Source organism: Candidatus Tiamatella incendiivivens, assembly GCA_015522635.1.
In the GTDB taxonomy this organism is placed as follows: domain Archaea; phylum Thermoproteota; class Thermoprotei_A; order Sulfolobales; family Acidilobaceae; genus Tiamatella; species Tiamatella incendiivivens.
Genome location: WALW01000025.1, coordinates 1 through 24,033, shown reverse-complemented (window position 1 = coordinate 24,033; position 24,033 = coordinate 1). Strand labels below are relative to the sequence as shown.

Here is a 24,033-nt window from a genome sequence, read left to right as displayed (position 1 = left end):
AGTACAAGGTCTATAATAATATACTTGTTTACATATTATTCTGATGAATAGTGTATAAACAATGCCTACACTGGTCATCGAAGCTGATAGCGTATTAGACAACAGCTTACATCATATTGGAAACAACATAGCTGTAGACACGGCAACCGGAGTGGTAATAGGCATAGATAGGGGAGAGATAAGCTATGCCAAAACCGTCAAGATAAAAGGATACGTTTTTCCAGGTTTTATCGATGCACATATACATCTAACAGGTACAGGAATAAAACTCTTGGGCGCAAGCCTAGAGAATACGAGGGATCCCGAGGAAATAGGTAGACTGTTGGCAGGCGTGAGTGGAAGCATAGTTTATGGCAGAGGCTGGGATCAAGAGTCTTTTAACACTCCTGGAACAATCCCCACTAGGAGAATTCTCGACAAGTACGTTCAGGATAGACCTGCTATTGCAGTGAGGGTATGTGGTCACATGGCAGTTGCTAACACTTTGGCTCTCAGAATAGTTGAGCCGCAAAAGAAGTATCCAAAATTCGTTGACGCTGAGAAAGGAATACTGCTGGAGGATGCAGTAGAATATACGGTTAACACGCTACTGGAAAGGAATGGAAATACGATAGAGTATGTACATGCTGCCCTAAAAGAACTCGCTGAAACGGGAATAGCGGGATTGTCTAGTATGAGTTGCACTCCAAGCGAATACCGTTCTCTCATAACCATATCTCGGCAACGGAATATTCTTCAAAAAGTCTCATGTTACCCGGACTATTATAGGATAAACGAATTCCAAGAGATACCTGATCCAAATATATCTTTAGCAGGGATCAAGTTATATGCAGATGGCAGCTTTGGGGCTCACACCGCAGCACTCGAGGAACCGTATGCGGATAAGGAAACACATGGTCAATTACTTCTAACCTCAAAGGAAATAGAGAAAATAGCTAGAGAAGCCCTCTCCAGAAATCTCCGAGTAGCAATCCATGCAATAGGGGATCTTGCAATATCAGAAGTCTTAGAAGCCTATGAGAGACTAGGATTGAGTGATCATGGTAGAATAGAACATTTCAGTTTGGCGGATGATGGTGATATTGTCAGGGCTTCAGCTTTAGGAGTCCATATAGTTGTTCAACCCTACTTTAGGATCGGGGACTGGTGGCTTGATAAAAGGTTGGGCATAGGCAGAGCGTTAGAAACTTACAGATATAGAACAATGCTAAGAAACAGAGTAAAACTATCGTTTTCAACTGACTCTCCTGTAGACCCTTACCAGCCTTGGGAGACACTTAGAGCAGCTTACTCTGATTGTGATACAATACTCTGTAATGAAAACGAGTCACTAAGCCCCAAAGAAGCATTCAAAGCCTATACAATTATGGCTGCAAAAGCTTCCGGTGGAACAGTATCTGAACTAGGAAAACTCGAAGTTAACACTAATATAAGCTCAATAGCGTGGAGTCCTAATGACCCTTCCAATAAGGAATGGAGGGGGCCGGCGAGGTTACTACCATTAGTTCTACAGGATAAGCTACTTTGAGTCAAACATATTTCTCCATGGCTTCTTTATACCAATCCCCCATCGAGTATTGACTACTGAAACTCTACTACAAGGAAAGGCAAAATAATGTTTAACCAGGTGAAGAACGGGTTTTTTCTCCTCTATAATCCAGCCGTTTTCATCATCGTAAGCATCACTATCCGCATATGCAGCCTCAACATGACCTACAAACATTGTAGAAGAATCGAAGTCGACTTCTCGTATAATCCTACCTACTAAAACCCCCATGAATCCTTCTGGAAAAGGAATATTCTCATCTACATCCCAAGAACGCAGTTTAATCCCAGTTGTCGAGATCTTATCACTTTCCCGCTTGCTCCTAGTTCCAACATACTTAACGAGGTCTACTTGAGAGGAATCCGGGATAGCTATAGAAAACCAAGGATACTTCTCAAGAAGAGACCAGGAGTAATTACCCTTCTCAACCACAATCCCTATCTTCCTCTGCCTTTTAGATAGAGGGGTAACCCAGCTCAACGTCATGACGTCTAAGTCACCCTCAACCATAGAACCGGTAAACAATAAGAAAACAGGTAACGGCCTCAGCAATCTTAGTTCCCTATCACTAACCCGCTTATACACCAAGGAATACACCGACAAAGGTTGGTTAGAAACGTCACCAATAATAATTACCTCTACATACTACACGCGTTATACAAGGATAAGCTATGAAGGATGCGGCTGGCATAATACTAGTAGGGGGGTCATCGGAAAGGTATGGCAGGCCGAAGGCCCTAGAGAAGATTGAGGGGAAAACATTCCTAGAAAGAGTATTCAAAGAATTATCAGAGCTCACAAGTAGCATACTAATATCATACTCGGAGAGGACTCCTAGAGAAGCGGTTGAACTAGCTGTTCAACTAGGAGGGAACCTAGTCAAAGATCAAGAACTACCATGCAGCGGGCCTCCAAGAGGGCTTTCAAGCATAATGTCACTTGATCCTATATATACGTCATACTGGATAGTTGCAGTTGATTACCCCTATATAAAGGCTGATACTTTGAGTAGACTGGCTGAGATAGCTGATAAAACAGGTGTTGAAGCGTTATCGCCTCTACTCCCCGGGGGATACCCAGCTGTCACAGTAGGGTACGTAAAGGGTAATGCGCTTCAAGCTATCCGAGACTCTTGTATAACTCGTAGGCATTTAACGAGAACAACCGATCTCTATAGAGGCGCAGGAATTTCCATGTACCCTGAATGGTCTTACTTCACGGATTCCTATAAAGAATTCTTAAATGTAAACGATCCTGGTATGCATAATATTAGAGTCTCACCTCCTATTCAGGAACAACTTATTCTCGGTCAAGGCAATTTTTTCTCTAAAGCACTTTCATATATAAAAGGCAAGAAATATCTGACTGCTAGAGTTATGTATATAGTAGAATCAGAACAGTACAAGTCTTTGGGGCTCACACTGTTTTCTATTCACGCAAGAAAAGACGCTCATCGGGTTGCAGAGCTAGAAAAACTAGTCCTAATGGCTAATGAAAATCAGATGGAAAACCGTATATAAGCTTATTACCACAAGTTGAAACATGAAATACGGACAAAAGAGGTGTCTGGAGTGGGTGCGTTTCTCCAAGGAGACGAGCTATTAATTCTACTGGTTATACTGCTCCTAATACTGGGGCCAACAAAGCTCCCCCAACTAGCTAAAGGTCTAGGACAGGCTATGAGGGAATTCAAAAAAGCCAGCCAAGGATTGTATGACGAGGAAACCATAGGTCAAGCTAAAAAGCTTCACGCTGCCTCTGAGTCAAGTGAATCATCAAGCGATATTGATATGGATTTAGTTAAGAAGCTGGCTAGCAAACTAGAGGTATCTACTGAAGGCAAGAGTAATGCTGAACTTGTGAAAGAGGTACTGGCAAAAGCTAAAGAGAAAGGTATTATCTAAAAATATATACAAGTAATAGAGCTGAGCCACGTTATAACTACATTCGAATTCGCTGAACCTATAGATAACATAGTTTTTGTGATGAATAATAATGGTGCGTGATATTGAATGAACTAAGGAGGGAGAGAGTTGAAGACGGTATACCACCTCATGATAGGGAAAAACCTATAATGGATCACTTGGTAGAACTCTCAATACGTCTGAGAAGAATTTTTATAGCGGTAATAGTTACTGCAGGAGTACTATCATTCATTCCTGTCGACTTTAAATACTATATTCCACTAGTCAGTTACTTTCCAAATGCAGTTATAAGCTATGTTCTACCTAAAACTGTTACTTGGCACGGGAAAACGTTTGCTGTGCATATAGCACAGTATAATCCGTTTGCAGGATTTAACCTCTTAATAAAGACAGCGTTACTTCTAGGGCTTTTAGGTGCAAGCCCTGTAATAGCACATGAAATATATGCCTATGTGGAACCGGCGTTATATCCCAGTGAGAAAGGTAGGATAAAGTCTCTTGCAATCGCGGCGATAGGATTATTTCTAGTAGGTATCGCGATTGCCTTCTTTATAGTTCTCCCATTTGCTTTCAGAATAATGATAATAACATCAGCCGCTGTAGTAGGAAGTAACACATTAATAGCATTTTCAGATGTAGAGCAGCTCTTTTCCACAATAATACTGATAGCACTAGCTACGGGAGTAGCCTTCGAAGTCCCATTGATAGTATATCTGTTGGTGTCGTTTAATGTTGTAGAAGATAAATGGTTCGTCGGCGAGAATAAAAAATATATTTTCTTTCTAAGCATGGTTTTAGGAGCAGCTATAAGCCCGGATCCTAGTGGATTGGGAATGGTTGTAATAGGTACAGGCATGTTTGCTGCAATAATGTTGGCAGCAAAGCTTGGAGCTAAACACAAAAGACGCGGAAATGATGGGATACCAGTGCCGACTGAAGTTATATCCCCTGAACCTATCGTCCTTCAGGATCAGAACAAGGATGCTTAAATGGAGAATCCGGTGTAAGCCCGGGGTTCTACCCTGTGGAATCTATAGAGAATGGATTAATATTCCTATCACATAGACGCATCTAGGTGTGATTAATATTGGTTGTAATAACGACTAAGAAGGTAATAGAAGAAATCGGGCAATTAAACGTATACACCCTCATTTATGATAGTGAGGATGAGTTAGAGGACTCTATAATATCAAATGCAACTAAGGATCAGCCTGTTCTAGGATTATACTCTAGGGCATGGGAAAACTATCCTAATATCCGTAAGGAGATAGAGAAAAAGGGATCGAACTTTTATCTATATCATCCTCTGGATACACTGGAATTTAATTATATACCAGGTATAGATCCACGCCACCTTGTTCATGCGAAACACTCTGCCCTATTATCCTTCATGGCGCAGAAAGCCCTCTATAAAATTAGGCCAACAAAGACGGTGGATAGAAGAGCAATGCTGACATCCCCGTTTAAGTCATTATTTGACTACTATCCTGCTCCCATGTTAATACAGCCAGAAACCTGTAAATCATGGAAATATTGTAATGCATGTGTAGAAACATGCCCCTTCGAAGCCCTTTCAGGGAAACCCCCGCAAGTTAATCTGGATAAATGCACGGGATGCGGGTTATGCACGGGATCATGCCCGTTTGGATTAATACTTATGCCTCAATGGAACATAGAATCTCTAACCTACCTTCTTTCGATAATTCGGAGGTACTCCTCACAACCGGGTTATGTTGTTGGTGTGTGTAATGATTTACTTGCTAAGCTAAGTAAGCAAGAAATAAGAGTCAGTTACCCAACTGTTTTCGTTAACGTTGAGTGTCCAGGCTGGTTCTCAGACTATCATATACTGGCTTCAGCCTCTAAGGGATTCCAAGTATTGGTATACTGTAGTGGGGAAGAGATAAACTCTTGTGGGAGTAGGGAGATGTTTGAGCCGAGGCTAAGGAACATGGAACCGCTAGGAACCTTGCCAAAAATACTGATACAACCAAGTGAGTTAGCTGAGGCGCTGAGCAAGCCTCCTACTATAAAGATTTTGGAAGAGGATTATTCTGTTGTTAAGGAAAAAACAGACGCCTATAAGATCTTGTCTGCATTAGGGGTTGAAAGAGTAAAGTTTACAGATCCTGTTGTAGGCCTTGTGAAGGTCGATGATGAAAAATGCTTGGTATGTGATGCTTGCTCTAATCTATGCCCTTTCAGGGCGCTTGAAAGAGTAAATGATGGAGATGAAACTCAGTTAATTTTTCACCCGGATAGATGTACGGCATGCGGGATATGCGAAAAAACATGCCCATATGATGCTTTAAAGCTAGACTATGAGTTTAATAGGGATATACTGAAAGAAGAGGCGCACATATTAGCAAGAGATGAAATAGCAAAATGTAAACGCTGTGGGAAACCAATAGGATCGAAAAAGCATTTACTTGCACTGGAGAGAAAACTCAAGGAATCAGGAGTTGACGAATGGGTTCTCGAGCAACTATGGCTTTGCCAGGAATGCAAAATGAAGACACTGATTGAACGCCAATTACTCGGGGGGTCTAGAGAAGAGTCTAACTAATTTTCCACTATATCTGCTTGTAACCAGGTAGTTTCCCGATTAACTCGTTTGTCAAATCGGAATTGAGGGTTTCATAGAAGGCTTTCACTCCTTCAGAACCTCTCCTCTCACTTGTTGTAAAGCACTCGTATTTCTCCCATTTAATATTAATACCTTTCAAGCCGTAAAGCTCGCTATAGTATCTAATGGTTATTCCAGCGTCAACTCTGCCTGAAGCTATTTCACGGGCGACTTCTTCGTGCGTAAACTTGACATTGTCATAACCCATAACTCGGGATCTCTCTATTCCGTTTTTTTCTAGGAGTAAGTCAAGGTATAGTCTTGTACCACTACCAGCATTTCTATTCACAATTCTAGCCTTCCCTGAACCGATAAGCTCAAGTACATCCTGTACACTAGATGCATCTAGACTGGGATTCACAGCAAAGACAACTTCTCTCTCGAAGCCTCCGAGGCGAATAGGATTCTCTATATAGTATTTACGTAGATATGAATAATTATAAGCGTCTTCCTCCGGATCGTAGAGATGCATACATGACACATCACTCTCTCCTAGTGAGAGCATTGCTAGAGCTCTGAGGGAACCACTACAAACCCCCTCAACCGGGAGCTTACCCCTCACCCTCTCTACTAGGATCTCTATAATATGATCGTGGCTATAGGCAACTATGAGGGACGGCTCTACTTGAGCGCTACTTCTAGGGAACAATGGGCCTAAACACTCAATGAGTTTTTTCTCTCCAGCTAAGTAAGCATTAAGCAACTCCTCTGCTACCTGGGTAAGCCGGGCGCCGCCCCTACCTCCCCCGCCCTTCCAAGCTTCTAGCAACCTTTCACCTAGAACCCGTTCTGCTCTATTTAACATATCCCACGCCTTGGAATATGGCACTCCGAGTGATTGAGATGCTTTAAGGAGTGATCCCTTATTCTTAACTCCAAGTAATAACTTGGATGTTAAGCTGTCAAGAACTTCTTTACCGTCTACTTCCACTATAATATCATAGCGTATCCTAGGGTTTTTCAATCCATAGGAGCCTCCGTTACACCTGTTATAATATCTGGTTCAGGATTGATGGTAAAAAGGATGAATATAGTACTCACAAATATCTCTCGGAAAACAATAGGGATTCAACTGTATCAACTGTTTTTACAATAAGGCTGTTTCTACCGTGTTCTCTGAGGCATGAGCCTAGTTCAGTAACCCATTTTAAAAGATGGTCCTCAAGGAAAGCGTTTCTAAGCTCGCTTATATCTATAGGGTTAACATCGCTCAACGAGCCTTTCAAAGCTAGGGCTTCAGCATCATGTAGTGCAGCTAGGAACTCAAGTTCAACGCTAATATGGTCAGAGCCGAAGGCTTTCTGTTTATCAGCCTCAAGACCTAGCATCGAATAATATCTATCTAGGCTTTCCGCAACAGCGGGAACCTCAATCATCTTGTATCCTCCTTTTACGACATATATACTTTCGAAGGGCGGGCACTTAACGTGTTTGAACCCTGAAACGGTTAGGGAGGAGAATTCCATGGCAAACTTTTCCCAGCAATCCCTGTTTCCCAAACATTCATTCAATTCTCCTACAAAGATTTCAGCATTACCCAATGCCTCACTTATTTTAGGATGCCATCCCTCTAATTCCAGCTCTATACCAATTAACTCATCTATAATATCATTAGTGTGTGACTCTAGTAACGGTTTAGACGTTGATGGGGGGAGGAAGGCCATGCTTAACAGCCTATATGCCTTTGAATACGTTTCATGAAGCTTCTCCAAAACTTAACACCATAAGGAATAGCCTCAAATGGGGGTGTTTATATAATTAATACAAAAAAGGAGTAAAAAACTCGTAATGGAAAAAACTCGATGCAGTGTTCTTAGTCTCCCCAAGCCTTGGTTTCCTTCAGCTTCTCCTGCTGTATTTCCTCGACATTAGGCTTGTAGTGCCCTGATGTCACATAGTAGACTCTAGCTGCTGTATGCCTCACTGGACCGTGAGGGGTACCTGGTATGGCATTGTTCCTCTGCACTATCTGGTAGACCTCGCTGTTCGAGTCGTCTAGGTCACCGAATATTCTTACATGAGCTGGACAGGTTTCTACACATGCCGGTAGTAATCCTTTCTCGACACGGTGGTAGCAGAAAGTACATTTGTCTATAGTTTTCGTCATTAAATTAACTTGTCTAGCTGCATATGGACATGCCGTTATACAGGCGCCACATAATATACACTTGTTTGGATCTACTAATACGATTCCTTCCTTCGTCTGGAAGCTAGCGTGTGTAGGGCATACTGTTACACAGGGGGCATTATCACAGTGCTGGCATATCCTGTGATACAGCATCATTCCCGGCTCAGGGAACTTGCCGCCTTCTATTTCATATATCTCTGTTCTTAACCAGAGTTTATCAACCAGCTCTCTCGCTTTCTCTTTAGCTTTCTCCGGGTTGCTATCTAAGAAGCCTTCGCTTTCTTCCGCAGCTTTCTCAACAATATACTCAGCCGGGGGCATCTCTGTATGGAGACCTAGTAGTCCTGAGAGAAAGCTTGGTTTAGGCTGGAACTCTAGCTCTCTCACGTCACTATTAAGGTTCTCAGCTACACATGCCGCCTCACAAGCACCACAACCCATACATCTATCTATATCTATAACCATAGCATATCTAGTCATTTCACCTCACCTCCTCAAGCCTTCTTTATAGACACGACTATGTCACCTAGGATCGCACTCCCTGTAACAGGGTCAATCTCGGGTGGCACAATCTTATTATAAGGCACAGTCTCATCAGGTCCAGGAGCGAACCTCAGTCTAGGGCTTTCAAGGCCATAGGCGAATGGAACGAATACCGTGTCAGGCCTTACTCTTTCCGTTACATGCACTCTCGTATTATAACATTTTCCAAGGACACTGCATACCTCTACCATATCACCTTCAGAAACCCCCAAGTAGGCTGCCCTACTCGGATGAATCCATATCCTCCTATAGTTCTCGCGAGTTAGCCTCTCGAGAAGAGGGTTATCAGCGGTACTCGTATGAGTCATTGTAGGGACTTTCCCGTATATAACGTAGAATTCATTACCATTCAACTCTTCATTTACCTGCTCAACTCTAGGAGGCACCCAGTCTATTAGAGGATGCCATTCAGGCTTTATTTCACCCTTAATGTTCTTAGCTACAACCTGCAACGTTATACTGTAGATCTCTAACAATCCTGTTGCCGTGTAGAGCTTGTGGTTTTCCAGAACTTCCATATTCTCCTTCAGAACGTCCTCCTTATCCTTGAATACTACGAATCCCTTAGTTCTAAGATCCTCTAGAATCCCATTCTTTGACAACCCGAACTTAGCAGCAAGACCCTCAGCCTGAATCTCCTGGATTTTCGCTAGGAACTCGATGCCTTTCTTACTATCTCCAAGATAGCTTCTATCAAGGGACTCGAATAATGCCGCCATTTCATTCTGCTGTTTCTCAGGTAATCCGAGTAATCTAGCAAACACTGTACCATATTCTTTGGCTTTCCCTAGCTCTTTAGCGAATAATCCAGCGAATACTGTGAAAGGCACACAGTTTCCTACAGGGTTCTCAACTGCAGGTACACCAGTGTATAGCGCCCCATATGGTACGAATTCCACCGGTCTAATAAGGTCATAAGATTCTAGGTATATGCAATCATTTAGTACTACATCCGAGTATAGAGAAGTGTCTGTAGGAAGTACATCGTAGTTCATAACTAGGTTAACATTTTTACTCTTCAATGTATTCTCAAACCAGTCATCACCATCTATGGTCGTCCTAGCTATATTCGCACCCACATTGAGTATCACCCATCCAGGCTCCTTCTTTATAAGATCTTTCAACGGCATAAAGCTCCTTCCAAGATTGAAGAGAACTCCTTTGGTAGTACTACCGTCACTAAGCTTTAACTCCTGGTTACTCATTACCTGCCATATAGGGCTCCACGGAGGTCCCATGAATTTCAACGGGTTCCACGCAGGCGCCGGCATTCCAGCCGGGTTTAAATCACTCTGAATATCCTCGAGGGCAGAAGCGCTAATTAGGAAGCCTCCCCTATTACAGTAGCTACCTACTAGTGCGTTAAGGATACCCATAGCTCTCCACGATTGGAAGCTATTATAAGTCTTGGTTCCATGCCATCCTGTGTCAATTGCCGCTGGTTTCGTTGTAGCAAATTCGACAGCTATTTCCTCTATCTTCTTAGCAGGTATACCTGTTATTTTCTCAGCCCACTCCGGGGTATACCCGTTCTTATCAAGGTGCCTATACAGGGCTTCTAGAGCTGGCACGTATTTCTTACCGTCTACATCATATTCTCCTCTTAGGGCTGGCATTTTCGCTTCAGTATTACAGACTACGTTATTGGTGAATAGGTCATATACTTTGAAGCATTTAACACTCCACGGCCTCGGATATGGCATGTTTTCATTGGGCTCCCTTCCCTGAACCCATTCAACGTTTAATGGTTCAAGCGTCTCCGGATCTACGAGCATTGAAGCGTCACTGTATTCCCTCAGGTAATCCTCGTCGTAAAGCTTTCCGTCAAGTATTACATACATTAAACCGAGGAGGAATGCTAGGTCAGTCCCAGGTTTAATGGGAACCCACTCATCCGCTCTTGCTGCTTCCTCACTAAGCCTTGGATCGACGACTACTAGCTTGAACTTCCTGAGATCCTGTCCTACTCTGCTTGCATGGCTGACGCTTATACTCCCGAACGGGTTCCTCCTAATGGACAACAAGTATTTCACATTATCATAGTCTATTATTATAGATCCCTGTACTCCTACTCCTACTACACTGCTCCACCCTAGGACTTTAGGTAGGAAGCACGTTGCTATGGGTTGGCTGAACGCGTTACTGAAGCCTAGACTTATTAATAAGGCGAATATTTGCGGTCTATATATATCGCATCCGAACCATCCTGCACTCCATATAACCTTGTCTTTCTGAGCCATTGCTGCTGCAGCTTTGAACTGGTCTCCAGTTTGCTGGTAGACTTTCTGATATTCCTGCATCATATTCTGGTATATAGGTTTCACTGCACTCACTACTTTGTCAAACGCCTCATTCCAGCCTGCATCTCTGAACCGCCAGGTCCCTCTCTCGCCTCCACTTCTGATTAGAGGTTTCATTAGCCTATCAGGATTGTATAGGCGGTATATACCCATGTTCCCTCTCGCACATACTGTCCCCCTATTAAAGACGAACCCGTAGGGATTACCGAATATCCTCTCTGCCCTGCCATTCACTACTCTTGTCATTATGCTACAGCCTTGTGGGCACATTCCACAATGCCCTGGCTTGTACTGTATTTTCGGCTTACTCGCAGCTTCCATACTTAAAGTATCTGCTTTCTTGAGTGTTTCATAGCTTACTCCACTGATACCGACTAGTAAGCCCGTTATCCCAGCGATCTTGAGGAAGTCTCTTCTGGTTATACCTCCACTCATCTCAAACTCACCTCACCCTACTTTACTTAAATATCCATAAGTGTTTAGGTTTCTCACCCTTTTCTAATGGGAGGATCATTTCCCCGATAGTCACGAGGAAGGCCCATAACGCGACTGAAAACGCTACCAGGTACACTTCTACTCTATCGAGTGCGAATTGGTAGGGATAGTACCTGACGTGGTATGGGTTAAAGTTATTTGTTAATCCTCCGTAGCTGAATGTTATTCTAGCCATTTGCCCTGCTATAACAAATGTGTAAACGAAAATGTATCCGCTTATGGCTGATATGATTGAAGCAACAAACGTTGGCCCCATATTGTTCCTAATGTAACCCCAGACTGCTAGGAAGAACGGTAAGACGAGTCCTAATCCTACAGAGAACCACCAGAAGTACCCGGAGAAGCTTCCATGGAATATTTCGTGGAAATACTCCCATCTTGGCGGGTAGTCATAAGAGGTTATGGCCTCCCAGCCTATGATGAATCCTACTGCCAGTATCACTATCATTAATACTTTCCCATATGTTTTCGCGATAAGTTCTCTCAGTCCATTCACTTCCTTTCCCATGGAAGCATAGAGTATGGGGAGGTATATTGTTAGCCAGGCTGCACCCATGAATATCGCCATAACCACGAATAACACTGAGACGTATGCTCCACTCCAGGCTGGTACTGCTGTGCTGGAGCCGAATACTGCTCCCAGGTTACCGTCTAACAGTAAGTCTGCTAGCAGTGTGATGAGGCTGATGGTTAATCCAAGGGCTCCAGCTTTCTCTAGTTTACTAGGCTCATGCGCATCTTCCAGGATGTGGTGTATGAGTTCTATGAGAACCATTATTGCGAAGAAAACGTATAATGCTCCCATCCACGCGATTCTAGACGTGTAGTTGAAGCTTGTCAGCATGGCTGTGAAATGGTCTAGTCTACCAAGGTCTATGAGGATAGGCGTCCATGCAGGTATTAGTGAAATGAGTGAAAGCCATATCGCATGCTTAATGATTTTTTCAAACACGTTCTTAGGGCCTTTATAGCCGAAAACAGTGTAGAGGCTGTTTACAGTGCTTGCCCCTGTTGCTATTAAGGCGAAGTAAGCGTATGTAGGTACCATTACGCCCCAGGCAATAGCGTCCTTGGATTGCCATGGCTCCATGTTATGATAGTATGCCGGTAGATATGATATTGTTGCTCCTATTATTATCAGCAGGATTATTAACCAGAGATAGAGGGCTGCTTTACTCACGCTATATCACCTAGGTTAATTCTGCATTTAGAAACACACCTTTATTCTAATATATAATAGTAACTTCCTGTTTACGAGAAAAAGGGTAATAAACTATGTTAATTCATATTATTTTCACTAAAAATAAACAAAATATTATATAGAAAAAGAAAATAACTAAAAAAGCATGGGCGTATGGAATGCCTGTAATAGCAATGTTCTACATAGTCCCCATCACAGGGAAACCGAGCGTCAGCCACTTAATAGCAAAAGCAGTGAAAACCGTAAAAGATAAGGGATACAAGTTCCAAGTCACTCCAACCGCCACAGTGTTCGAAGCACCTACAGTCAGAGACGCCTTAAACACTATCGCCGACGCAGTCGAGGCTGTTGAAATAACAGGAGAACTCTACAGGATCATAGTTGAGATAAAAATAGACGAACGCCTAGATAAGCCTCTCGTTATCGATGATATGCCTAGGAAAGTATATGAAAAATTAGATGATCACCCGTAAGTAGTTTTTAACACATACTCTTAACAATTCTTAAAGCTTCATCAGCATGCCTTTCAGCTGGCTTAACATTCTTCAAAACCTCTCTAACAGTCAGATCAGTATTAAGTACGAAAGTTACTCTGCGAGCACTAGGTTTCTTAGTACCTTCCTTCAAAACGCCGTATTCCCTGGCAATACTCCCATCAGGGTCACTGAGGAATATTATCCGCGTCACATTCAATTTCTCTGCAAACCTCCTATTCCTCTCAGGAGGGTCCGTGGATATACCTATAATAACAGCGCCACACTCCTCAAACTCTTTGGATAATTCATCGAATCTCACAGCCTCTCTGCTACAACCAGGTGTCAGGGCTCTAGGGTAAAAATAGAGTACAACTATTCTCCCCTGGAAATCCACTAGGCACACCTCCCTACCTTTATGCGATAATACGCTGAAACTAGGCGCCTTATCCCCCGGCTTCAGAGGAGGCATATTTCCCACCAGTATTCCTACTATTATAATGGTTAATTTTTATATGATAAGTTACATAAATATATATTACAAACCAACCTAGAGGTAAACCCCCAAAATCCTGTTTAGAGGTGAACTGAATTTGAGTGAGGAACCCCTTACTCCTCAAGAATCCTTGAATAACTTCCTAAAAGCAAGAGATTTTCTAACATCCAAACCATTATATGATATAGCGGCGAAAGAGTTCAAATGGCCTAAACTAGGGAGATGGAACTGGGCGGTACAATACTTCGACGGATACCTAGCTGAGAAAGCCACTCACCCAGCGGTCATATGGGTCGACGATGAGCTGCTCGACACGGGCGATAAGAAAGTCCTTACATTCCACGGTTTAAGGGAGGACTCGAATAAGCTGGCGACTGCATTACTAGAATCAGGCTATAAGCCTGGTGACTCAATACTAGTTATGACAGGTAATATACCTGAGCTATTCACAATATTCCTAGGCCTACTGAAGACTGGGATAAAGATAGTTCCAGCAACAGTACTACTCAGCCATAGTGATATAGAAGACCGAGTGAAGAGAGCCGCCGTCAAAATGGTTATGACGGACTCAAATGGTTTCGAGAAAATGAACTTCCTAAGAGAGGATCTGGCAAAGCTTGGGGTAAGAGAATTCATATACATAGGTGAAGAGGAGAAACCAGGTTGGAGACTATTCACCGACCTCTTATCCTCTGGAAACCCCAATTTCAATAAAATACTAACAAACGCGGAGGATGATGCTCTAATATACTTCACAAGCGGTACAACAGCAAAGCCAAAAATGGTATTCCACACCCAGACGAGCTACCCAGTTGGGCACCTCACTACCACGTATTGGGTAAGTGCGCAATGGGGAGACAAGCACTACAATATATCCAGCCCAGGATGGGCTAAATGGGCATGGAGCACATTCTTCACAGCATTTGACAGTGCAGCGACAAGCATGGTATACAGCTTCTCAAAGTTCACAGCATCTAGAGCCTTGAAATTCGCGTCGGAATACGGTGTGAACACGCTGTGCGCACCGCCTACAGTTTGGAGAATGTTCATACTCGAAGACCTCAAGAAATTCAACTTCGACCAACTGAAGGAGGCAGTAAGCGCTGGTGAACCATTGAACCCGAAGGTAATAAACAAAGTAAGAGAGGATATGGATATAACGGTGAGAGAAGGATACGGCCAAACGGAGACAACTCTACAAATAGGATACTTCCCTGGAATAGAAGTAAAACCCGGAAGCATGGGTAAACCAGCACCAGGATACCATATAGTCCTCACAGACGTAGATGGCAACCCTGTTCAACCAGGCTATGACGGTCAGATAACGATAAAAATAGAACCAGAGAAACCCTACGGATTACTAAGATCATATGATTCGCCTGAGAAGAACAAGGAGGTATTCCGGCAAGGGCTCTACTGGACGGGAGACGTAGCATACCTAGGGAAAGACGGTTACCTATACTTTGTAGGCAGAGCAGACGACGTATTTAAGAGCAGCGACTATAGAATAAGCCCATTCGAAGTCGAAAGCGACCTAATAAAACACCCAGCAGTTGCAGAAGTAGCAGTAGTCTCATCACCCCACCCGATAAAATGGACAATACCCAAGGCATTCCTAAAACTGAAGCCGGGAATGCAACCGTCACCGGACCTAGCCAAAGACATATTCCAGTGGTCAAAGCAGAATATGGCACCCTACAAGAGGCCTAGGATAATAGAATTCGTGGATGAACTGCCTAAAACGATTAGTGGTAAAATAAGGAGAGTAGAGCTAAGAGCACTCGAACGCCAGAGAAGAGAAAAAGGAGAAAGAGGACAATACGAATACTTCGAAGAGGACTTCAAACAATAAATAATACATGTTTTTTTATCTCTCCTCTACCAACACTATTTTACACAGCTTAAATACAATAGAGCCGTAAATATGAGCACTCGACAATCCATCCCAAGAATTAGGATTAGTAAAAACGGGGGTTTAAGATAAGAAATGAATGATAAAAAGAGAAAAGGTTATCCTATAACGTCACCATCTGTTTGGTATCCACCGCCAAGTAGCATGCCAGTCTTAGCGGCTATAACTAACGCAAAAACCAGTATCGTTAGAGCCTGTGGATCTGATAGTAGCATGGATAGTTTTTCTCCTATTTTCAAGTTTGACCACCTTTATGTTGGTTTCATTTATTAGAATATGTGAGGTGCTTACGAATCAATGTTGTTAAACCGAAAAGACTTGAATACGTTAACAAATCTAACTGATTTTATAACCTGGCTCACATGCCATGACTTCCGAAAAGAAGAGGCTCCCGGAATATCTAGGGTGGCGGTCTATAAGAACATAAAGAGACTTGAAAATAAATTCTTTGCACATCATATAAGAGACCTGAGGATATTTGAATTAGTTCTTCTTGTCGCAAAAATAACTGATAAAAATATAGTGAGAAAAGTCATGGATTATATTTCTACAAAAAAAGCAAAAAAAGGCCTAGATTTCCTTCCAGCAAGTTCTTTCATTTCAAGTGTAGTTATATTGATGTCTGGAAGGGCAATTGTTTCCTACTATATTCCAGCTGACTTTATACAAGATATTCTAACTGAAATTCTATACGGTGACGTTTATAAAGAAGCTAAAATAGGTAGGTCTATTCCTATATTTAATTGCTGTAAATATGGAGATTTAGATTGCAACAAAAGAAATTACTATAACGTTTTAAATCCCCCTCAAATAGAGAGATCACATTTGTTGGATTTTGTAATTATGAGTGTCCTGGATAACAATCCGTTTAGCAGGCTACGGGATATAGCTAATATTTCTAACATTTTAGAGTCAAGGTTTATCGGTGATATAATGTTATCTATTGGTGATAAGAAGTCGTTTCTACGTAGGAAGCTTCGTTATCGGTTTATCCTCAAAAGGTATCAAGTCTTATCAGCTCATAAAGTTGTTGGCCGAGTTATGCTACCCATCAATAGGTATTTTGATCATGTAAGTTTTTTCCTTCAGCTTCCTCGAGTCTGTGCTCCCGTAGTTTATGGCATCTTGGCTTCCTATTTGTCTTCTCCTAGGATGATTCTTACTGAAGGTGAAGTTATTGCTTCTGGCCTAATTCCTAAAAAAGCTCTTGAAGTTGTCATGAATGAGTTGAACGAGTGTAGGGATGTTAACCTTGATATCCCTACAAAAGGATGGGTTTACCCTCTTCCTTTCGAGTACTATGACCCGTTTAAAGAGGAATGGGTTCCAGAGCCAGTAGATGTTTATAGGGTATTTAGGAAGATGGGATTACTGGAGAGGAGGTCTTAGTATTCATTATCAGTTTCTCATGTGGGCATACTTATAATTCTATTGTAGTTTCGGACTTGAAATCAAGTGTTTTTACATTCGGCATGATATTATTTTCATTAACTCTGATTTATGTTTACTTTTGATTTTATTTGGTATTTGCGGGTGTAATAATGCCGTTTTCTTTTCTAGTGGAATGGAACAGTTCGTTATTTCAGTATTATAGGTTTTATTCGCTTGATAGTTAAGCCAGTAGTATCTTTTAATTTTATCTATATTGTGGATTGCTGTTGATTATGAAGGTTAATAATTATGTTAATAAAATTGTTTATGATGGTTGTTGCATTAGGACTATCGATAAATATTCTATTCCTACCATGATATCCCCCATATCATCATATTGTTGCGCTGGGAATGGATCCCTGAACTGTAGTGCTACATAGTAGGTCTTACCGGTCTGCGGTACTAGAAGTTGGATAGTATCTATCTGGTAGTTCCAAGATGGAGGATATGTGTCTTCTAGTTTAGTCAAATACTGATATCTTAGAGTATAGTAGGATGAGAGTGTTTTATTCTCCGGGTCATATAACCCGATATTTAGTATCCAGCTATCATAATTATTGGCTTGCTCATCTCCTCCTATATTATCATGGAAATAATATCTAACAGTAATCTCGACAGCTACATATTTATTACTGTCGATAGGGTATCCTGTGAACAGGAGTGTTAGAGGTATTTTACTATAGTCATTTAAATCCAAGTTGTTCCAAGTATCACCATCATAGCCATAATAGCTGTAGTAGCCATCTTCTGTGATGAATAAAAGTTCTGTATACCCATTGTTGTCAAAATCACCGAGAACCAAATATGGAGTGTATGAAACATTGCCAGATGACCCACAGCTACTTTCTCTGACATATACATATACATTGTTTGCAGTACCATTTAGTTGAAGCTTATCCCCAGGATTCTGATCTTGACCGTATAGTTTTATACCAACAACATTTGCAGGGTTGTTCGTATTATCGCTGCCGTTTATAGATATATACCCGGTGTACTCGTATGATATGACTCTAACGGCAACGTATTTATCTAGAAGTGAACTGAGATCGGTTACACTGGTAGAGTTTTTGATGACTAAGTTGCTGTTATATAAATAATCTGTTGAAAACAATATAGAATACATTGGTGGGCCTTCTCTCGTAAGCGACCAGCCTCCACTAAATCCTACAGCTGCGACAGTATAACTTACAGTTCCCACAACATCCGCATCCTTATACTCTTTATATAAGCACCATAAACCGGAATCAGACGAGGCAACAGTCATTCCATAACCAGGATCCTCAGGTGATCCCGGTGCAAGGACTTCTGAAGAGTTGACTACTTGTACATCAGATCTAGTTTGTAGATCTGTAAGTGAGGGAACTGTGAACATGATAAGTGTTGTAGAAAGGGAAGACGCTGCAGTGCTAACAGGGGGTTTGAACTGAATATATGTACCATATTGCGTCACGCCCCCAGCCTCCGCACTTTCTAAATCGTAGTTTAATTGTATTTCAATTCTAGATTCAGCTCCAGGAGGTAGGACTAGGCCTTTACCTTGCTGTATTGTACCAGTCACGTTTATTTGTTTTATAGGATCAGCAACGCTAAACGTAGTACTCGTTAAATTAATGACGAACAATATATTACTGCCAGTAGTGAAGTTAGCTTTCACAACAATATACTTGACGATAGAAGTGCTCAGGCCAGAGTTCTTCATTTTGAGGTTTATAAGGTTTGCAGAGGTCTTAATGACACCATCAATTGACTCTGCATGTGATAACGCACGGTATTCTTGGTTTGCGAGTAAATTGGAATAAGTAACATATTGTGTTCTCAGATTATACACGGAATATGCTAATACACCGAACACGACAGGTAATAGGATAACCGCTACTATTAAAGATGAAATACTCCTTCTAACCCTGAGACGATTATTTTTCTTCAACACCATCACCCTGACGTGGATAGGCTAGTTTCAATGGATTCATATTCATAAAACCTAGTATCCACCTGTGTCAGAGATATTATTCTCGCCTTCATAATAGATGGATTATTAATAGTAGCCTTAATATGTGTTAGAGGAGGATTATACGGCATTTCTACAGCGTAAACATCTCCGGAAACCCCGAAGTCACTTAGCTTATAATACTTACCGTTTTGCAATATGATCACCTTAGCTGGATCCAGCTTCAATATTGAGAGAGTAGTATTAGGGTACAACACGCTTGACCCGCTAAAACTATTAGCTTCATCTATTGTTATAGGAACAGGGATATCATTGCTATCAAACCCTATTATGGTTATGAGTGTCCTGATCTTAACGTTGAAAACCATGTTAACAGTGAACTCCAAGCTTTGATTGGTATGGTCAAACTCTAGCACTTGAAGGATATTCTTCTGCGCCTCCGCTACTATATTCGGTGGCACATTACTAGTCTGCTGCGTGAAAGCCGAATTAACATATCCTAGGTATGCCAGTGAAATTGCAAATGCGAACGACACTAAGATAACCTCGCCAATAATAGTAGACATCGCTTTCATACGTCTCAGCACTCCTTATCCCCTCATACTGGATGATAGATCCCTATTTTATTTGTTAAAGCAAGAGTTATAGCTATAATTGTCAGTATAATACCGGCATGAAAGAACCCAGCCCAAACATTCTGCCTCCTAAGAAGTCCAATAATGAATGCCCCAACGAAAGATGTTAATATCGTACCATACGCGAAGTAGTGAGACACAGTCGCCAAGTTTGCTGCATTATAAGTTGACTGGGATCCAAATAATCCCCCGGCTCCACCACCATGTATCCCGGTGTTCACCACTGCAACAGGGTTAGTCGTTATGAAGAAAGCTATCCCCACAACTTCAACTATAATAATAACATAAGGAGTCAAACTTATTGACCTCAACTCACTTCTCATAGAATCAATAACATCTATTAACTCCCTTACCATCCTCTCCATGAAATTAAAAGTCTCTTCAGTAGCAGAACCCAACACTATGGCGTCGCTTAAAAGAACAGCCATAAACCTAACAACCTTGGACCGTAACTGAGAAAACGCGAGGGCGATAGACAGCCTCATAGGCATGCCAGTACGAATCCCCATCTTCAGAATCCTGAGGGCAGAATTTAGAGGTCCATAGATAGGTTCCATATTCAAAAGAATCTGCTCTAAAGGAACACCAAGCCTTCTCTCCGAAGCTATGTTATGAAGGAAATCAGTGAACTTCCTCATTAACGCCTCTTCACCCTTATTTTGTTTGCTATAAGCTCTAGACGCTGCAAAACAAGGTACGGCAAGGCCTATAGATAACCCAACCTCATTGTAGAAAATAGTAGATCCGTTAAGCATATCAGCTAGCACGTACCCTACTATCAAGCCTATTGGTAGCCAAGCTATAAACATGTATAGTGGATACCGACTAGGAGCCTCCATTCTCGGCACTTTAAGATATATCATCCAGAATATAGCAAATGAGAGCATGGGTATTAAAACAATAGAAGTTAACGCATAAACGGGAAGTGAAAGAGCTAGTTTACCTGTAGCAGATGTTACTTGGAGAATATTAAGGAATAAAATTGAGATCATAACAACGCTATACATCATTGCCATCATAGAAACAGAACCTTTCAATTGTTCAAGATACTTCCTCTGATCCTCCATAGTTAGATCCATAGCTCTCTCAAGAAAATCAGTAACATTTCCCCTAGTTCTCAATACATTAGCGAACCCGGTCAGTGTACTGCTGAGAGCTTTATGGGGAATAGACAACCCTACTTCCTCTATTGCATGCAGAAGATCGAACCCAAGCGTTTTTGATATAGCTGTTATTCTCTTCATGTAAGAGGCCACAGTAGGATATACTGTTGAGATGCTCATCCTATTCAAGAAGTCCTCTAAGGATAAACGGGTCCTCGCCAGTACAGCCATATGAAACATAAAATACGGTAGTTCCCGGGAAATGTTACTCTTGTTCTCCTCAACAGCATTATATATTTTCACAACAGGCACAAGAGGCAACATTCCTATTACTAAGAAAATAGATATAGCTGTAATGAAATTGAAGGGCGAAGGTATAACCGGGTACAAATAAATAATAGCGAATACTGCATAGACACCGGCAATAAACGTATAGTAAAAATACTTCGCTATCAAATAGACCGGATGAACCCTCATATTACCCTCAATAGCCTTCCTATCAAGCTGTAAACTCTCAACAATTTTAAGTGCTATACCGCCGAAAACGGCTACACTAATAATGTCTATGATAGATAAGAAACCCATACGCCTTCCTTTCCTGGTTTTAGATTTCCTATTTTTCCTCCTCAGTGCTAGCTTCACTTTCCTCCCCCTCTTCTTCCTTATACTCCTCGCCAAGGAGCTCTGAAATCTCCTTTATACTCCTCACCCGCTCGACAGTCTTCTTAGACATCCAGTAAAGAATCCCTAAAGCAGCGATAACTCCGACACCAGCAAAAATCAAGTTAGAATACAATACGAACAATCCTTTCAATGTTGGTTTAGTAAGTAAGATAACATTATTTTCGTTTGCCAGGTCAAATGAAATAGTCTCCGTAGAGTATAGGTTACTTTCAAACTTAACAGTATACCAGTCAACGGGAAGGGTCAAAGTAACCTCTCCACTAGGAGGAACAGGCATAGCTTTGTATATGCCGGATATTGACCTTATGAGTAGAACTCCATTCCTAACATTGCCGATAACGGATGAAACCTTTATTAGAATGCTTTTAGTTTTCCTGGGAACAGTAATATTGATATTCCCATCTCTATCAATATTGATTTCCTTCTTAATACTATTATAGAGCTGGTTACCGCTAATCGATACTATGTTCCTACCTGCAGGAAGTATAAGCGATAAATTCTTCACCTGCTTATATTTAATCCCACCAACCTCAATTGTAACCGGGCTTCCAATCGATTGTTTTGTAACATCATCCAATAAAACCAGGTTAACAATATAGTATTGACGTTCTGCCTTAACATTAACCACTTTCTCTTCCGGAACGTTAACAATAACAGTAGTCTTCTTATAGAGTTTAACACCATTATAATAAACAAGCGGCTCTACCTGCAAACTATGTTTACCCTTAGATAAGTATACAGTTGTATTGGTCGAGCATCCTCCACTAGTACAAACCATTACCGTCGAGTTGATAGGCTCGCCTGTACTCGTGTCAATAACTTCTAACTTCAAGGGATACAACACGTATTCAAGTGTTAGATTGGTTGCTGTATCGCTTCCTACATTTATTGCGAATGCAATGTCCTTATAATACGGCACAAGCTCAGAATCAACCAAGCTTACAGTATAAGTACCTGGTTTAACCCAAGCTACCACAATAGAGCTTTTCCTCAGGATTTCCGATAAAATAGTAGCATTACCGGATTTGACCGTGAGAACAACTGGATCCTTGAGGAGCACCGATTGAGGATCCCTTACTAGCAAAGATAACTGATAAATCGTTCTATTGAGAACAATGGTTTCCACCATGTTTCCCGTCACATTTAATATTGTCTGTGTTTGCGTAACATTTGAATAATCAGGAGGTGGAACAACCAACACAGTATGGGAACCTGTGTTCAATGAGAACTCGATGGTTCCATGACTAGATGTTCTACCAGCATAGACGCCATCTACGAATACCCTCGCGTCGCCTACTTTGTGGCTCCACGGATCTATGACCGTCAAATTGACTTTGTACGGAATATAGCTTTTAATAGGGAAAGGTTCTTCCGCGCGTAGTCCCGAAACTATTAATGTGGAGTCACTTGTTGAGAACATGAACGTGTCATATGGTGAAACATAAAGATACTCTGATGAGACAGGTAGACCAGCTGTTTCATAGATAAAGATGTCTTTCAAGCTCTTAATTGAAACCGTGTGTACAGAGGTAGGTGTTTGCACAAAAACATAGTCCTTACTTACACCAACAAACCTTCCTCCGGGAAACGACATGGTTGTTAGAAGTTTCTGAAAGCCAATATCGAAAATGTATAATGTCCCGGAGGAAGTCAATACACCGAGGATCCCATTATACAGTGATGCACTAATGGGCGGGGAATCAAGACCTATACCCATTGAACGCCCTGTAACCATATCTATAAACATGAGGGTTGAATGAGTAGAGTCGTATACAACGATTTCCGAGCCTGTAGAACTCACTATATAGGAGGCCGGCCCAATAGGTTTTACATAAGTGACAGTAAATCCTTGAATCACCACCGCGTAATGCCTCGCTAGACCTGTGGGCGGTGGCACCATGTTTTTACCTGGAACTGTTATTACCAGACCTGTCTGCTTAATATTTGTAGAATTGAATATATACAAGTACCATGTTTCATTAAACTGGACAAAAATATCCATTTCGCTGATAGGTAAAGGTACATATATCTCTCCTGACCCGGATATACGCGTCTGGAAAGAGAAGTCGTAGTCCTTAAAATAAATGAGGATCTCAGCATTATTAACTGGTTTTCCTTTGCTATCCACAATAACCAACGGTATAGTAGTGTAGTCATTTACTGTTGGTGGAAGAATAGGATCATAAAGCAGTGTAATTCCATTAGTATTAGGCACCATATCTATAACACTTCCCAGTAACAATCTATTCGCATTAGTTATATTCTGATCTATAGTCGATATATAACCCCAAGACCGAGTATCAATATCGTACGCATAAAGCTCCTTGCCTCTCGGTGTATTGATTAGCATATAAACAATTCCACCAGAATAATATGCCTTACTCAGTGTTCCAAATCCCACCAAGGTTCTATAAAGAACATTGCCCTGACTATCAGCAATCAAAACATCACCAGCTTTAGTATATGCTATAACTTGCGTGGGATTATTAGCCGGGTAACACTCAACATAACCCTCACTCCCAACCAGAGGAATAGACTTATAGATCTCCACACCCCGAATAAAGACGAGGTCACTCCCCATAATTCC

The 24,033-nt window shown here is 41.6% G+C and carries 20 protein-coding genes; 8 read left to right on the top strand and 12 right to left on the bottom strand.

Translation table 11 applies throughout. From position 1 onward, the window contains the following. Positions 1–61: 61 nt before the first annotated feature. Complete coding sequence (locus F7B60_06405) at positions 62–1,528, top strand: amidohydrolase family protein (protein MCE4615140.1); 1,467 nt, start codon at positions 62–64, stop codon at positions 1,526–1,528. Here the strand turns inward: F7B60_06405 and F7B60_06400 are convergent. After that, complete coding sequence (locus F7B60_06400; GenBank protein MCE4615139.1) at positions 1,520–2,131, bottom strand: flavin reductase family protein; 612 nt, start codon at positions 2,129–2,131, stop codon at positions 1,520–1,522. The two genes, F7B60_06405 and F7B60_06400, sit on opposite strands and share 9 nt — an antisense overlap. 86 nt (positions 2,132–2,217) lie before the next feature. Between F7B60_06400 and F7B60_06395 the strand changes: the two genes are divergently transcribed. The 4 genes from F7B60_06395 to F7B60_06380 all read left to right on the top strand — a co-directional run bounded on the left by F7B60_06395 (position 2,218) and on the right by F7B60_06380 (position 6,037). After that, positions 2,218–3,066: an NTP transferase domain-containing protein gene (locus tag F7B60_06395; GenBank protein MCE4615138.1), complete on the top strand. Its 849-nt coding sequence runs from the start codon at positions 2,218–2,220 to the stop codon at positions 3,064–3,066. A 51-nt stretch (positions 3,067–3,117) separates the two neighbouring features. Then, positions 3,118–3,450 carry a twin-arginine translocase TatA/TatE family subunit gene (locus F7B60_06390; GenBank protein MCE4615137.1) on the top strand — a complete coding sequence of 111 codons (333 nt, stop codon included), beginning with the start codon at positions 3,118–3,120 and terminating at the stop codon, positions 3,448–3,450. 104 nt (positions 3,451–3,554) lie between these two features. Further along, entirely contained in the window at positions 3,555–4,460 is a 906-nt protein-coding gene (locus F7B60_06385) for a twin-arginine translocase subunit TatC (GenBank protein ID MCE4615136.1), read from the top strand. A gap of 98 nt (positions 4,461–4,558) precedes the next feature. Next, entirely contained in the window at positions 4,559–6,037 is a 1,479-nt protein-coding gene (locus F7B60_06380) for a 4Fe-4S binding protein (protein MCE4615135.1), read from the top strand. A 7-nt stretch (positions 6,038–6,044) separates the two neighbouring features. Here F7B60_06380 and F7B60_06375 read toward each other — a convergent pair whose 3' ends face one another. From F7B60_06375 to nrfD, 5 genes are all read right to left on the bottom strand, one after another. Beyond that, positions 6,045–7,061 (bottom strand): LysR family transcriptional regulator, encoded by a 1,017-nt coding sequence (locus tag F7B60_06375; GenBank protein ID MCE4615134.1) that lies wholly within the window; start codon positions 7,059–7,061, stop codon positions 6,045–6,047. A 73-nt stretch (positions 7,062–7,134) separates the two neighbouring features. Beyond that, positions 7,135–7,809: a molecular chaperone TorD family protein gene (locus tag F7B60_06370; protein MCE4615133.1), complete on the bottom strand. Its 675-nt coding sequence runs from the start codon at positions 7,807–7,809 to the stop codon at positions 7,135–7,137. A gap of 101 nt (positions 7,810–7,910) precedes the next feature. Next, complete coding sequence (locus F7B60_06365) at positions 7,911–8,705, bottom strand: 4Fe-4S dicluster domain-containing protein (GenBank protein MCE4615132.1); 795 nt, start codon at positions 8,703–8,705, stop codon at positions 7,911–7,913. A gap of 14 nt (positions 8,706–8,719) precedes the next feature. Further along, positions 8,720–11,503, bottom strand: a complete 2,784-nt coding sequence (locus tag F7B60_06360; GenBank protein MCE4615131.1) for a molybdopterin-dependent oxidoreductase — start codon at positions 11,501–11,503, stop codon at positions 8,720–8,722. Between the two features lie 22 nt (positions 11,504–11,525). Continuing rightward, a complete protein-coding gene (gene nrfD, locus F7B60_06355; protein ID MCE4615130.1) occupies positions 11,526–12,743 on the bottom strand; it encodes a polysulfide reductase NrfD in 1,218 nt (405 codons plus the stop codon). Between the two features lie 179 nt (positions 12,744–12,922). Here nrfD and F7B60_06350 point away from each other — a divergent pair, with 179 nt between their 5' ends. Continuing rightward, positions 12,923–13,237 carry a thiamine-binding protein gene (locus F7B60_06350; protein MCE4615129.1) on the top strand — a complete coding sequence of 105 codons (315 nt, stop codon included), beginning with the start codon at positions 12,923–12,925 and terminating at the stop codon, positions 13,235–13,237. A gap of 7 nt (positions 13,238–13,244) precedes the next feature. Here the strand turns inward: F7B60_06350 and F7B60_06345 are convergent, their stop codons facing one another. Beyond that, a complete protein-coding gene (locus F7B60_06345; protein MCE4615128.1) occupies positions 13,245–13,709 on the bottom strand; it encodes a peroxiredoxin in 465 nt (154 codons plus the stop codon). A gap of 121 nt (positions 13,710–13,830) precedes the next feature. Between F7B60_06345 and F7B60_06340 the strand changes: the two genes are divergently transcribed. Further along, complete coding sequence (locus F7B60_06340) at positions 13,831–15,585, top strand: AMP-binding protein (GenBank protein ID MCE4615127.1); 1,755 nt, start codon at positions 13,831–13,833, stop codon at positions 15,583–15,585. Between the two features lie 158 nt (positions 15,586–15,743). On the opposite strand, the gene F7B60_06335 is transcribed toward F7B60_06340, so the two are convergent. Further along, complete coding sequence (locus tag F7B60_06335; protein ID MCE4615126.1) at positions 15,744–15,884, bottom strand: hypothetical protein; 141 nt, start codon at positions 15,882–15,884, stop codon at positions 15,744–15,746. A 61-nt stretch (positions 15,885–15,945) separates the two neighbouring features. Here F7B60_06335 and F7B60_06330 point away from each other — a divergent pair, with 61 nt between their 5' ends. Continuing rightward, complete coding sequence (locus F7B60_06330) at positions 15,946–17,034, top strand: hypothetical protein (protein ID MCE4615125.1); 1,089 nt, start codon at positions 15,946–15,948, stop codon at positions 17,032–17,034. A 307-nt stretch (positions 17,035–17,341) separates the two neighbouring features. On the opposite strand, the gene F7B60_06325 is transcribed toward F7B60_06330, so the two are convergent. The 4 genes from F7B60_06325 to F7B60_06310 all read right to left on the bottom strand — a co-directional run. Beyond that, the gene (locus tag F7B60_06325; GenBank protein ID MCE4615124.1) at positions 17,342–19,003 is read right to left on the bottom strand and encodes a hypothetical protein; all 1,662 of its coding nucleotides are present in this window, start codon (positions 19,001–19,003) and stop codon (positions 17,342–17,344) included. A gap of 5 nt (positions 19,004–19,008) precedes the next feature. Next, positions 19,009–19,611, bottom strand: coding sequence for a hypothetical protein (locus tag F7B60_06320; GenBank protein ID MCE4615123.1), 603 nt, complete (start codon positions 19,609–19,611; stop codon positions 19,009–19,011). Between the two features lie 11 nt (positions 19,612–19,622). Beyond that, on the bottom strand, positions 19,623–21,404 hold the full coding sequence (locus F7B60_06315) for a type II secretion system F family protein (GenBank protein ID MCE4615122.1): 1,782 nt from the start codon (positions 21,402–21,404) through the stop codon (positions 19,623–19,625). Next, the coding region (locus F7B60_06310) for a hypothetical protein (GenBank protein MCE4615121.1) at positions 21,376–24,033 on the bottom strand (2,658 nt) is incomplete at its 5' end. The genes F7B60_06310 and F7B60_06315, both read right to left, overlap by 29 nt.

Bases quoted from the DNA above. Each gene is read 5' to 3' on its own strand.
- F7B60_06405 (MCE4615140.1), top strand. From the start codon at position 62: ATGCCTACACTGGTCATCGAAGCTGATAGCGTATTAGACAACAGCTTA.
- F7B60_06395 (MCE4615138.1), top strand. From the start codon at position 2,218: ATGAAGGATGCGGCTGGCATAATACTAGTAGGGGGGTCATCGGAAAGG.
- F7B60_06365 (MCE4615132.1), bottom strand. From the start codon at position 8,705: ATGACTAGATATGCTATGGTTATAGATATAGATAGATGTATGGGTTGT.
- F7B60_06360 (MCE4615131.1), bottom strand. From the start codon at position 11,503: ATGAGTGGAGGTATAACCAGAAGAGACTTCCTCAAGATCGCTGGGATA.
- F7B60_06350 (MCE4615129.1), top strand. From the start codon at position 12,923: ATGCCTGTAATAGCAATGTTCTACATAGTCCCCATCACAGGGAAACCG.
- F7B60_06345 (MCE4615128.1), bottom strand. From the start codon at position 13,709: ATGCCTCCTCTGAAGCCGGGGGATAAGGCGCCTAGTTTCAGCGTATTA.